Annotated in this window: 12 protein-coding genes; 4 read left to right on the forward strand and 8 right to left on the reverse strand. The window is 42.5% G+C overall.

Annotated elements, in window-relative coordinates:
• Positions 1–191 (reverse strand): DUF1905 domain-containing protein (locus ABZB17_RS13970; protein ID WP_372650955.1); only part of this gene is annotated, 191 nt, incomplete at its 3' end.
• Entirely contained in the window at positions 175–1,101 is a 927-nt protein-coding gene (gene queG, locus ABZB17_RS13975) for a tRNA epoxyqueuosine(34) reductase QueG (protein WP_372650956.1), read from the reverse strand. The genes queG and ABZB17_RS13970, both read right to left, overlap by 17 nt.
• A 158-nt stretch (positions 1,102–1,259) precedes the next feature.
• Here queG and ABZB17_RS13980 point away from each other — a divergent pair, with 158 nt between their 5' ends.
• On the forward strand, positions 1,260–2,174 hold the full coding sequence (locus tag ABZB17_RS13980; RefSeq protein ID WP_372650957.1) for a hypothetical protein: 915 nt from the start codon (positions 1,260–1,262) through the stop codon (positions 2,172–2,174).
• Here the strand turns inward: ABZB17_RS13980 and amrS are convergent.
• Positions 2,167–3,186 carry an AmmeMemoRadiSam system radical SAM enzyme gene (amrS, locus tag ABZB17_RS13985; protein ID WP_372650958.1) on the reverse strand — a complete coding sequence of 340 codons (1,020 nt, stop codon included), beginning with the start codon at positions 3,184–3,186 and terminating at the stop codon, positions 2,167–2,169. The genes ABZB17_RS13980 and amrS overlap by 8 nt on opposite strands.
• A 46-nt stretch (positions 3,187–3,232) precedes the next feature.
• A complete protein-coding gene (locus ABZB17_RS13990) occupies positions 3,233–4,033 on the reverse strand; it encodes an XRE family transcriptional regulator (RefSeq protein ID WP_372650959.1) in 801 nt (266 codons plus the stop codon).
• 238 nt (positions 4,034–4,271) lie between these two features.
• Between ABZB17_RS13990 and ABZB17_RS13995 the strand changes: the two genes are divergently transcribed.
• From ABZB17_RS13995 to ABZB17_RS14005, 3 genes are all read left to right on the forward strand, one after another.
• Positions 4,272–5,561, forward strand: coding sequence for a putative DNA modification/repair radical SAM protein (locus ABZB17_RS13995; protein ID WP_372650960.1), 1,290 nt, complete (start codon positions 4,272–4,274; stop codon positions 5,559–5,561).
• A 121-nt stretch (positions 5,562–5,682) separates the two neighbouring features.
• Positions 5,683–6,456, forward strand: a complete 774-nt coding sequence (locus ABZB17_RS14000) for a TIGR03915 family putative DNA repair protein (protein WP_303920553.1) — start codon at positions 5,683–5,685, stop codon at positions 6,454–6,456.
• 141 nt (positions 6,457–6,597) lie between these two features.
• The gene (locus ABZB17_RS14005) at positions 6,598–7,833 is read left to right on the forward strand and encodes a PQQ-binding-like beta-propeller repeat protein (protein ID WP_372650961.1); all 1,236 of its coding nucleotides are present in this window, start codon (positions 6,598–6,600) and stop codon (positions 7,831–7,833) included.
• A gap of 313 nt (positions 7,834–8,146) precedes the next feature.
• Here the strand turns inward: ABZB17_RS14005 and ABZB17_RS14010 are convergent, their stop codons facing one another.
• The 4 genes from ABZB17_RS14010 to ABZB17_RS14025 all read right to left on the reverse strand — a co-directional run.
• Positions 8,147–9,352: a uracil-xanthine permease family protein gene (locus ABZB17_RS14010; protein WP_372650962.1), complete on the reverse strand. Its 1,206-nt coding sequence runs from the start codon at positions 9,350–9,352 to the stop codon at positions 8,147–8,149.
• Between the two features lie 73 nt (positions 9,353–9,425).
• Positions 9,426–10,220 (reverse strand): DUF1080 domain-containing protein, encoded by a 795-nt coding sequence (locus ABZB17_RS14015; protein ID WP_372650963.1) that lies wholly within the window; start codon positions 10,218–10,220, stop codon positions 9,426–9,428.
• Between the two features lie 85 nt (positions 10,221–10,305).
• Positions 10,306–10,557 carry a DNA-binding protein gene (locus ABZB17_RS14020; RefSeq protein WP_319500888.1) on the reverse strand — a complete coding sequence of 84 codons (252 nt, stop codon included), beginning with the start codon at positions 10,555–10,557 and terminating at the stop codon, positions 10,306–10,308.
• Positions 10,558–10,818: 261 nt separating this feature from the next.
• Positions 10,819–12,322, reverse strand: a 1,504-nt coding sequence (locus ABZB17_RS14025; protein ID WP_372650964.1) for a serine hydrolase domain-containing protein, incomplete at its 5' end; no start/stop codon positions are given.

Here is a 12,322-nt window from a genome sequence, read left to right on the forward strand (position 1 = left end):
AGATGAAGCCAGTGGCCGCCTTTTCCGTTTGGTAATAAATTCATTGAAACTACATGATCATCAATCGAAACCTGGCACCACACATGTCGTTTTGTTCCAAATTCTTCCCGACTGTCAAAAGGAAATTCAGCATAAACGCCTTTAAACGGCCCGTTGATCAGGAAGGTTTCAAATTTAAATTTCTTCGCCATCTCCCAGAAATCTTAGGTTTCGTTGCAATCCCTTATAACCGGTTCGTTTTACCGCCGAGTTTTTAAATAGCTCGTTAAACAACGGACGTTCCATATTTTCCCAATCCTGTTTCTGAAGCGATAAAAGTTTGGGGTGAGGTTTTAAACCTGTCTCGTTGTGTGGTGCCGATTTTAAATTCCAGGGACACACATCCTGGCAAATATCGCAGCCAAATACCCGGTTTTCAAACTGGCCTTTTAAATTGGCATCCATTTCGCCCCGCACTTCAATGGTTTGGTACGAGATACATTTCCGGGCATCAACCACGCGCTCGGCAACAATGGCTTTTGTGGGGCAGGCATCAATACATTTTGTGCATCGCCCGCAATGGTCGCGCACCGGTTTCGGGTCGTCGTAAGGCAGTTCAGTATCGATGATCAGTTCGCCAATAAAAAAGAAACTGCCATGTTCCGGCGAAATAAGGTTGCTGTTTTTTCCTACCCACCCCAGGCCTGCTTTTCGCGCCCAGGCACGCTCTAGAACCGGTGCCGAATCAACAAAAGGTCTACCTGAGCAAGGTGCGATTTCTTCCTGGATAAATTGAAGCAGTTCCTTCAATTTGTCTTTCATCACAAAATGATAATCGGTGCCGTAAGCGTACTTTGAAAGTACCGGCGCCGTTTGGTCTTCCTGCATTGATTCCGGGTAATAGTTCAGCAGCACAACAATAATGGTTTTCGCATTCTCAACCAGCAACGAAGGATCTAAACGCTTATCAATATTACGGTTCATGTAGCCCATTTCGCCATACATATCGTTGGCCAGCCACGTTTTCAGACGAGGCTCTTCTTCCTCCAAAAACGAAACCGGAAGAATGGCATGATCGAGAAACCCGAGCGATTGTATTTTTTGTTTAAGTTGCTGTAGCATACTTTAATTGTTAGTGCAAATTAAAACAATCGGCCAGAACTAAAAAATAGCTGAAGCAGATCATTGTTGGGGGAGCCCGCATGAAATACGAAGAAAGCTTTGGATATTATAGCAAAGGTGTCTTAATTTGTCGCCATTCAACAACTCAAGATTATTTTATGCGCATTGCCGTTATCGATTTAGGAACCAACACCTGCAACCTGCTTATTGCCGAAATGAATGGTGTAAATTACAAACTTTTGCACCAAAGCAAGGAAATGGTGAAACTGGGCGACGGAAAAATCAGGGATAACCAGATTAGTGATGAGGCTAATTTGCGGACGAAGGCAGCGTTTATTTCGCATAAAAAGGTGATGGAGACTTTTGGTGTTGATGAAATAAAAGTTTTTGCGACATCGGCGGTGCGCACAGCCGATAATAAAGCCGAATTTGTAGCCGAAATTGAAAAGATTTGTGCTTGTTCTGTTGAAATTATTTCCGGAGAGCGCGAAGCAGAGCTTATTTTTAAGGGTGTTTTGCTGGCTTTCGGAAAAATTGAATTCCCTTCTGTAATACTGGACATTGGAGGTGGTAGTAACGAGTTGATATTAACCCATATGGAGACAATTCTATGGAAAGAAAGCCGGCCAACCGGCATGTCCCGCATCATTAATTCGCTCGATCTTTCTGATCCGGTAAGTGATGAACAAATCAAAGAACTTCAAAAGTTTTTTGCTGAAGAACATCACTCGGCAATTCAGAATTGTAAAGAAAAGAAGGTTGCTACTTTAATTGGTTGCTCCGGTGCTTTTGATACTATTGCGGATATGATCGATGAGGTAAATCCGGGAGAGAAACAGCGGGTAACGCAGGTCGTTTCGCTGGAGGAATTCTATGATGTTTATAAAAAATTGCTGCAATCCACCCGCGACGAACGTTTGCAAATGAAAGGAATGGATTATGTGCGTGTAGATTTGATTGTGCCGGCTGTAATCCTGATAGAAACGCTGATTTCTTCAATTGGAATTAAACAGATCATACAAACCGATTTTGCCTTGCGCGAAGGTGTGCTTTACGAAATGCTTGCTAAATAATTACAGAAGCGAAAGTCCCGCAATTTTTACATTTTCCATCCGCATCAAGCGTTGTGATATCCGTATTGTAGTGATTTCGTGAAATAAGTGGCGCGTTGCAATTCTTGCAATAAGTGGTTGATCGTTCCTGGTCGCTAACGTTTCCAAGGTAAACATGTTGAAGTTGTGTTTTGGCCACATCGTACAACTCAACTAATGTTTCAATTGGCGTGGCGGGTGCATTTAACTTGTATTGCGGGTAGTAGCGCGAAAGATGCAGCGGGACATCGTTTCTCAACTCAGAGGCGATCCAGTATACCATATTTTTAAATTCAGTAGCATCATCGTTCAACCCGGGAATAACCAGCGTTGTAATTTCCAGATGGGCCGGACTCTCAGCAATTTGTTTGAGAGTATTTAGCACCGGTTGCAATTTTCCTTTGGTGTATTTTTTATAGAAGTGGTTTGAGAATGCTTTCAGATCGATATTAAAAGCATCAATAAATGGCAGCAATTTTTGCAACGGTTCTTTATTGATATAACCATTGGAAACCACTACATTTTTTAAGCCTTTTGAATGAGCCAGTTGTGCGGTATCCAATAAAAACTCGTAAAAAGTAAAAGGTTCGTTGTAGGTGTATGCGATGCCGATATTGTTCCAGGTTTTTTGCGCTTCTTTTACAATCTTCTCAGCGCTGATGTTGTGAAACCCGGAGAATTCAGAAGCTTTACATTGCGAAATCCGGTGGTTTTGGCAAAAGCTGCATTGCAGGTTACAACCTACTTCTCCAACCGATAAAATGTTTTTGCCGGGGTGGAAATGGTAAAGCGGTTTTTTCTCGATGGGATCCGAACCAATCGCGGCCACTTTATTATACACGTTGGTGATTAAAACGCCACCATGGTTGGTGCGCACCTTGCAAATTCCTGTTTGGCTGTCGGATAAAATACAGTTCCACGGGCAAAGTTCGCACTGAACTTGTCCGTTTGTGATTTTACTATAGAATAAAGCTTCCTGCATTTTCCGTGTCAAACTTTTTTAAAGTTACGAAAGGAAAACGAGAGTAGTTGCTTTGGTCTTATCCAATTTTTGATCCGAGCTTTTTGATGGCTTGTTGCATATCGTCCATTTGTTTCATCAGGCGATCGATGTCAGTTTCAGGTTCCGGAATTTTGGTATTCAGGTAACATACAAATTTCCAAACTTCGGTAACTTCTGCTATTGGCAAGTCGTAAGATTGAAATTCTTTATTCAGCGAAATCAGGTGTAGCGAGCGTTCTGTTTTAATATTATTATGTGCCACCTTAAAAACAATGCCTTCGTCGCGCGTAACAATAATATAGGCATCGTTGCTTTTAATGTTGAAGAAATCCTGAATGAATTCGCCAATTACGATCGATCCGGCGGGGATGGGCAACATCGAGTCGCCTTCGATGGTAAAAGCCCGGTATTTCTTTTCTTTCGACAAAAACGGCAACTGAAAAACCGGAAGTTTCCCGATGTACTCCGGGTCGGCAAAACAATTTACATAACCGGCTTTGGCTTTTTCGTTTACAAACTCAATATTGTCGTTGTTGTCCGAATCAACCGTTGTGGCAATTACCCGCAATTTGGAGCCGCGTATAAATACATCAAAACCATTTTGCAGATCGGCAAACTGACTTTCGGATAGTTGTTGCAAATCCACATTAATCAGCGTGTCGATGGCGATTCCAAAATATTTAGAAAAAGCCTGAAGGTGCGAAACCGTGGGTTGGCTGATCTCATTTTCGAGTGCATTCACCGAAGTTCGTTTTAACTCCATCGCTGCAGCCACCTCGTTTTGTGTGCGTTTTTTTCTTTTTCGCAACAGCTTGATATTCTTGCCAAAGTAGTTCATGTGGGAAAAATTATTTCTTCAAAAGTAGAAAATATTCTTGCAGTTTAAAAAGAAATGATTAATTTATTATCGTTAGAAATGATAATATAATTATCAAAATAGAATGTATTTTTTTTGATCAACATATTTCCTTAATGTTCCTAAATGTTTAAACCCAAAATGAACTGAGGTTCCTGATCCCCGGCATAAACGCCGGGGATTTTTTTGACTACAAACTACAATATGAGATGAAACGAGCATGAATGAATCCGTACATGAAAAACTGAAAATATTATCCGACGCGGCAAAATACGATGTGTCGTGTGCATCAAGCGGAAGCAACCGGGCAAATAGCAGCAAAGGAATTGGCAGTGGTGTGGCGTGCGGCATTTGCCACAGTTTTACCGAAGACGGGCGCTGTGTGAGCCTGTTTAAAATACTGATGACCAACAATTGTATTTACGATTGTGCTTACTGTATTAACCGCCGCACGAACGACCGTCCACGGGCAACTTTTACGGCACAGGAAATCGTCGACCTTACCATTGGATTTTACCGCCGAAACTACATTGAAGGATTGTTTTTGAGTTCGGGCGTGATAAAAAGCCCTGATTACACCATGGAGCGAATGGTGTTGGTAGCTAAAAAATTGCGTAAAGAAGAAAATTACAACGGCTATATCCATTTGAAAGCAATTCCGGGAGCGAGCCGCGAGTTGATTCATGAAGCCGGAATCTGGGCCGACCGACTGAGTGTGAACATGGAAATTCCGACGGAGCCCAACCTGAAAAAGCTGGCACCGGAAAAGAACTACCCTGATATTGTTACACCCATGGGGCAAATCCGCGATTCGATTTTAGTAGCAAAAGAAGAACGCCAGAAATACCGTAAAGCGCCTCGTTTTGCTCCGGCCGGACAAAGCACACAATTGATTGTTGGAGCCACTCCCGAAACCGACCGGCAGATTATTTTGCTGTCGTCGGGCTTGTACAAAAAGCAAAACCTGAAACGCGTATATTTTTCAGGCTACCTGCCGGTGAACAGTTATGATGAGCGTTTGCCTGCGATTAACCGGCCGCCGTTGGTGCGCGAAAACCGTCTGTATCAAAGCGATTGGCTGATGCGTTTTTATCATTTTAAAGCCGAAGAGATATTAAGCGATGATCAGCCGTTCCTTGATTTGGACGTTGACCCGAAACTGGGATTTGCCCTGCGAAATATGCACCTGTTTCCGGTGGATATTAACCGTGCAGATTACGAAATGATCCTTCGGATTCCCGGAGTTGGGGTGCAGTCGGCACAGAAGATTATTCTGGCGCGCAAACACCGCCGGCTAAATTCATTGCATCTTAAAAAACTGGGGATAGTGATGAAACGTGCCAAGTATTTTATAACGTGTAACGAACTACCGTCGCCGGGAATGGGATGGGAACCCAATCGGCTAAAACACAAATTGCTGTGCGAAATGAACTCGAAGTACAAAAAGTCGCTCGATACGCAGTTGAAGCTGTTTACCGATTTTAAACCGGTGCTGCCAACGTTGCATTAGTGGCTAAAAAGTAGCAGGCTTGATAACTGTAAATCATCCCCCTAAATCCCCCTTCGAAGGGGGAATCGCGACGAAGGAGCGAGGGGATGAAGATTTCTAAAATTTATGTTCTTAAGATTACATGAAAATATACACCTACGATAATACTTTTGAGGGATTTTTAACCTGCGTTTTCGATTGTTACAGCCGAAAAGATTTTCCGGTTGATATCTGTTCGCGTTATGGCGAGCAGCGCTATCTTTTTGTTGAAAGTATTGATATTGCTACCAATCCCCAAAAAGCCGAGCGGGTTTGGAAAGGCATTCAGAAACACCTGTCGGGGAAAAACAAACAACTGTTGTTTTATGCTTACCTGTCGGAAGAGCTGGGGATTGAAATGAAAATATACCGCTTCTTGCGTCGTATGTTCAGCGGGCATTTGAACCTGGAAACCGATTATGGCGATCCGGATGTGTTGTATCTCACACAAGCCTCGCAAAAGGTGAAAAAGGAGGCCATGCGAATGATGCAGTTTGTGCGGTTTCAGCGCACCAAAGACCGGATGTATTTTTGCGGTATCGAACCCAAATACGATGTTATTCCGTTAATCATCAATCACTACCAAAAACGTTTTACCGACCAGCGCTGGCTGATTTATGATTTGCGGCGCAACTACGGAATTTTGTATGGTAATGACAAGGTGGAAGAAGTGGTGCTCACAAAAAAGCAGTTTAATGCTTACAACGGCCAGGTGAAGGAGGAGTTGCTACATGAGGGCGAAGATTTTTATCAAAAACTATGGCGCTCGTACTTTAAACACATTACTATTGAAGAGCGCAAAAACCTCAAATTACAACGCCAACATATGCCACGGCGCTTTTGGCGTTATCTGCCCGAAAAGCAGGAGGCGAATTGAAAGAATAAAACAGCAGGGTTGTTTTCAGAGTCGTTTTCTGACAGAGTGATTAAGAATGCGTTAACACGGCCTGTTGTGTTTTTTATTTATATTCGCATGAGTCAACACTCTGTCAACAAACCGAAAATTAAATAACCGAAAATGAAAAAAATCAATTCTTTATTCTGTCTGATTTTCTTATTATTTATCAGTCAATTTGCAATTTCACAAAACGTTTACCAGTGGCGCGGTACTGACCGTGACGGTAAGTACGCTGAATCCGGCCTGCTGAACGAATGGCCCGAAAATGGTCCGCAGTTATTGTGGTCAACCGAAAATCTTGGTCCAGGTTATGCGTCCCCGGTAATTACTTCAGATAAATTACTGATTGTAGGAGTTGAAAACGGGATCAGCAAACTGTTTGCTTTCGATCTGAACGGTAACTTATTGTGGAAAACACCAAACGGAAAATCATTTGTAGGAGACGGATACTCTGCCCGGTTTCCGGGAGCACGATCAACACCAACCGTGGTGGACAACATGGTTTATGCAACTTCGGGGTTGGGAAGACTGGCCTGTTTCGATCTGAACACCGGAAATGAAATGTGGGCAGTTGATATGGTAAACGACCTGAAAGGGCATTTGAATGATTTTGGTTATGCCGAGTCGGTGGTTATCGACGAGCGCGCGGTTTATTGTTTCCCGGGAGGGAAAGATATCAGCGTAGCCAAGCTCGACCGCTTTTCCGGAAAAACCATCTGGACATCGGAAGCAACCGGCGATACCACTCACTTTGTTTCACCAATTATTGTGAACCTGCCTTCACGAAAAGTTTTTGTTTCCGTATCGCGGCACTATGTGTTTGGCGTTGATTGCGCAAGTGGTGACTTGCTCTGGAAATACGATATTGCCATGCGCTACGATGGCGATCATGCCAATTCGCCTGTTTATAAAGCACCGTATTTGTATATTGTTACCAACGATGATAAAGGAAAGGGTACCACAAAACTGGAACTCTCGGCCGACGGGAGCAGTGTAAAAGAAGTGTGGAGTAATGAAGAGGTGAAGAATAATATGGGAGGTTTTGTTTTACACGACGATAAATTGTTTGTTACTACCGAAAATAAATATCTGAATGTACTGGATCAGGAAACAGGAAGTGTTTTGGATAAAGTAAGATCGTCATTTGGCTGCACAGTTTTTGCCGACAATAAATTTATTGTTTATGGTACCAATGGCGATGTGCGCCTTTTCAATTACGAAAACGGTAAACTTAATCAGGCTGGTTTATTTAAAGTAACGATGGGAAGCCAGGAGCATTTTTCGCATCCGGTAGTGGCGAATGGTGTACTTTATATCCGGCACGGAGAAGCTTTGATGGCCTGGAAGATTAAGTAAAAAAAAATACGAAAACAATGTTCCGCAGCTCCGGAAAGGCCAAACTCAACTGCAAACAGGCTTTCCGCAAGCGCGGAAAGTCAGAAATGAGTTCGGAACAGGGTTTCCGCAGCTCGGGAAAGTTAGAAATGAGGTCAAAACAAAGTTTCCGCAGGCGCGGAAAGCCGGAAATGAATTTATGACAAGCTGTCTGCACCCAGGGAATGTCAGAAATAGAGCTTAGATATAATTTCCTATAGGAAAAAGAAAAAGGATCGGATCTTTTAAAAGATCCGATCCTTTTTTTATCTCGAAGCAAGCAACTCGATCCTTCTTATAAATCTTCTTTTTTAGTTGCCGGTAATACCAAATTCAAAATGATACCAACTGCAGCTGCCAAACCAATGCCTGCCAGCGAGAAGGTTCCGTATGAAATAACGGCACCACCAATTCCAACGGTAAGAACAATTGAAACAATAACCTGGTTACGGGTTTCATTCATGTTGGTTTTTGAATCAACCAGCGTTTTAATACCGATAGATGCGATCATTCCAAAAAGGAGAAGCATAATTCCGCCCAGAACTGCCTGTGGAATGGTTTTCAGGAAACCACTGATTTTTCCAACAAAAGCAAAAACAATTGCGGTTATTGCCGCTATGCGTAAAATAAATGGATTTGTAACCTTGGTAAGTGTTATGGCTCCGGTTACTTCAGAGTAAGTGGTGTTAGGCACACCTCCAAAAAAACCGGCCAGTCCGCTGGCAATACCATCACCAAGCAGCGTACGGTGCAAACCTGGTTTTTCAATAAAGTTTTTGTCGCATACACCACCAATGGCATACATATCGCCCACGTGTTCGATAATCGGGGCAATGGCTACCGGAATCATGTACAAAATAGCCTGCCAGCTAAATTTAGGAGCGGTAAACTCGGGTAAACCTATCCAAGCAGCCTCTTTAATCGGGGTCATATCAACTTTCCCCATTATTATGGAAAGAACGTAACCAACAATTATGGCAATGAATATAGGAATCAGTTTGATCATCTTTTTGCCGAAAATAACTACTGTTACGGCTGTAAGTAACGAAACCACGGCAATCAGCCAGTCGGTTTTTGCCATGTCAACAGCTGTAGATGCCAGCGATAATCCAATTAGCAGGATGATGGGGCCAACAACAACTGATGGGAAAAGGCGCTCGACAAAGGTTAATCCACGTAATTTAACCAGTGCTGAAACTACGCCGTAAACTACACCAACAGCAATAATTCCTGAAAGTGTACCGGGCCAGCCATAAAGTTTTGTGGCTTCAATAATTGGTGCAATAAAAGCAAAGCTGCTACCCAAAAAAACAGGTACCTGTCCTTTGGTAATTAAATGAAATAGCAGCGTGCCAATTCCGGCAGTGAAAAGTGCAACGGCGGGATCGATGCCCACAAGCAAAGGCACCAATACGGTAGCACCAAAAGCCACGAATAAGAACTGCACACCCAATACGGTGTTTTTAAAGGTTAACTGTTCACGTAAAGTTTTACCACTCATGTTTTTTGTATTTGTTTAAAATTTGCGCAAAAATATACCCGTTTGCGAAAGAAACGGGTATAAAGTATATTTTTTATTGAAGAATTTCGGCAGGAATCTCCTTAATTGGTTTTATCCGAACTGATTTTACAAATAAATCGCCGCCTTCAGACTGGATTTGGATTTTTCCTGAACTCAGCGGTTTTATTTGTCCATCTTCATTAATTCCGGTATTGGTATTTACCATGGTAACTTGTCCGTTAACCACATGAACCGTAGTACGGCCATAACTGTACAGTTCAACAGTGTTCCATTCTCCTAATGGGTTTTCTGCATCAACCGATTTTATTATGCCGGGGCCGTTAAAGTCTTTTCCAAACTGGGTAAGTTCTCCGCCTTTTGAAAATTGAAATCCTTCATCTGTTTTAGTTACTTCAGTTTCGCAGCAAGTATTGTTCATCAGGTAAGTGTCTCCCAGCTTTTCGTGCATTAGCTGGCATTCGATGTTGGTCATCCATGTGCCAATAGCTTCACCAAATTCGCCAAAACTATGATACAGCAGTCCGCTGTTTCGTTTGGTGTAAACCTGGTCGCCCCACTTAAATACCAATTCCAGGTGGTAGTTGGCAAAAGTGTCGACAGTAGCCAGCGAGCCGTTTACTTCGCCTGAAATGTGAATAAGCTTTTCGCCCTCATCATCAACAACTTTAAAAACCTCTTCGGGTTTGGCCTGTTCGTGTAGCTCTTCGAATCCGGTAAGCGGAGTTCCGATGAATGTTTCCCATCCATCGAGATTTTCGCCATTATACAACGGTTGCCAGGGTGCTTCGCACGAACTCAATAATACTGTTAGAAATGCAAGTGAAATAAAAAATGTAAATTTCTTCATGAGGTAATGGTTTAGATATAATTGACATAAAAAAACTGCCCCATAAATATAGGACAGTTTCTTAAATATTTTTATTTTTTCTCTATTAAACCGCTGTGCCAGCTAATTGCTGCGCTCGTTCCAAAATTGCCGTATCATCCAGGAGAACAATTCCTCCGTTTGGTCCCGGCTCCATGTGAATTCCCACTGCTCTTCCATCTGTGTAGTTAGCGCCTCCGAAATAATTCCTGACAGTTTCTTCTTTTAATTCAAATTCTTGCGCTATTTGTTTAATCGAACCGTCAGGCAAGCTGTCTTTAATTTTACGCAGCTCGTTAAATGTTATCTTTTTTTCCATATCGCTGTGGTATTAATTAATAATTATTGTATTTGTAAAGAACGTGCTTTAAAAGTATAATTAATAATTTAATAATAAAAGCGTCATCAACTGCTATTGTTAAATGTTATAACACAAGAGGAAAATTATGTGTATCACAGAGGTGTTGATTTGTTGTAAATAGCTGAATTATAAAGGTGTTAGATTTTGGTGATATGTTGTAGAACAGGTCGCATTTAGGTGCCTGTTAACATTTTTTAAGGGAAGCCGGGCGGCCGTGTTTTATTCAGAAATAATACTGTCGTAAATGGCCTGATGCATTGCTGTACGGATGTTCAATTCGTACAGTTTGCTGTTGTTGCGGGTAGGGTAAACACGGTTCGACATAAAAATGTATAGCAGCCCGTTTTCGGGATCGGCCCACGCAAAAGTTCCGGTGTATCCGCTGTGCCCAAAACTGCTTTTGCTACTCGACACTGCAGGGTAGGCATCTTCCAAATCATTTTTATAATTGTCGATTTTAGGTTTGTCGAAACCCAGGCCTCTTCGGTTTTTATTTTCGGGATACTGGATGCGTGTAAATTCGTTAAGCGTTAAGTCGGAAATAAATCGGCGTCCACCAAAATATCCTTTTTGCAAGTACATTTGAAATACTTTGGCCATGTCGTTTGTTGATCCAAATAAACCGGCATTTCCCGATACGCCGCCCATCATTGCCGCTCCTTCGTCGTGTACATAACCCCGCAGTTTCTCCATCCTGAAAAAGTCATCCGTTTCGGTGGGAATAATCTGGTTAAGCGGAAAGTGTTTGTAGGCATTAAACGTAATGGTATGCGCACCCAAAGGCCGGTAAAAAGTGTTTTTTAGATACGATTCGTACGGAGTGCCGGTAAGGTTTTCAATAATGTGGGGGTAGAGGTAAAAACTTAGTCCCGAATACAGGTATTTCTTTCTGGGCAGTAGTTCCGAAGTCCGGATGGTATCGAACATTGTTTTTCTGAAATCGTGATTCATACACAAATGTTCCGACACGCGAATATCATAAAGTGGCGAAGGATGATCTTTAAACACATTTTTATCAAGTGTGCCATTTGTCTGTACTGTCATTGTCCAGAACGGGATCCACGAAGCCAATCGAGCCTGATGCGCTAAAATCTCGCGTAAGCTCAGATTTTCTTTGTTGCTGCCAATAAAATCGGGCCAGTATTTACTAAACTTATCATCAACGTTCATTTTTCCCTCGTCAACTAAGCGCATAATGGCAGGCAACGGACCGGTAACTTTGGTAACCGATGCCCAGTCGTATATATTATCCCGGTTTACCGGGTAAATGCTGTCGTAGGTTTGAAAACCGTAACACTTGTGAAAAACCACCTGCCCGTTTTTGGCAACCAACACCTGGCAGCCGGGGAATGCGCCTTCCGAAATGCCAAGATTCGCCAGCGAATCGATTTTCCGGTTCAAAATAGCAGAACTCATTCCGGCCTCTTCAGGAATAGTGTACGAAAACGTTTTGTTTGGTTCAACTGTCAGTCCATCGCCGGCTTTAAATCGCCTGTCGGAAGTAACCGGAAGTTTACCGTTGGCTTTAAATGCACCAAAAACAAGCTGCGCAGCCAATTCCTGTGTCAGTTCATTATCCTGATGAGCTACGATCAATGCATCGGCATGATGAATGTTGGCAAAGTGTTTCAATGCATAAACATTTCCGAAAAGTGTAAATACCACGTTTTGTTCATGTACAAGATCAATAACCGCTTGTTTTTGTATTTCAGAAATGCCGTAT

The organism is Draconibacterium sp. (genome assembly GCF_041583095.1).
Classification (GTDB): domain Bacteria; phylum Bacteroidota; class Bacteroidia; order Bacteroidales; family Prolixibacteraceae; genus Draconibacterium.

Coding starts and splice junctions, on each gene's coding strand:
- queG (WP_372650956.1), bottom strand. CDS start 1,101: ATGCTACAGCAACTTAAACAAAAAATACAATCGCTCGGGTTTCTCGAT.
- ABZB17_RS13980 (WP_372650957.1), top strand. CDS start 1,260: ATGCGCATTGCCGTTATCGATTTAGGAACCAACACCTGCAACCTGCTT.
- ABZB17_RS13990 (WP_372650959.1), bottom strand. CDS start 4,033: ATGAACTACTTTGGCAAGAATATCAAGCTGTTGCGAAAAAGAAAAAAA.
- ABZB17_RS13995 (WP_372650960.1), top strand. CDS start 4,272: ATGAATGAATCCGTACATGAAAAACTGAAAATATTATCCGACGCGGCA.
- ABZB17_RS14000 (WP_303920553.1), top strand. CDS start 5,683: ATGAAAATATACACCTACGATAATACTTTTGAGGGATTTTTAACCTGC.
- ABZB17_RS14005 (WP_372650961.1), top strand. CDS start 6,598: ATGAAAAAAATCAATTCTTTATTCTGTCTGATTTTCTTATTATTTATC.
- ABZB17_RS14010 (WP_372650962.1), bottom strand. CDS start 9,352: ATGAGTGGTAAAACTTTACGTGAACAGTTAACCTTTAAAAACACCGTA.
- ABZB17_RS14015 (WP_372650963.1), bottom strand. CDS start 10,220: ATGAAGAAATTTACATTTTTTATTTCACTTGCATTTCTAACAGTATTA.
- ABZB17_RS14020 (WP_319500888.1), bottom strand. CDS start 10,557: ATGGAAAAAAAGATAACATTTAACGAGCTGCGTAAAATTAAAGACAGC.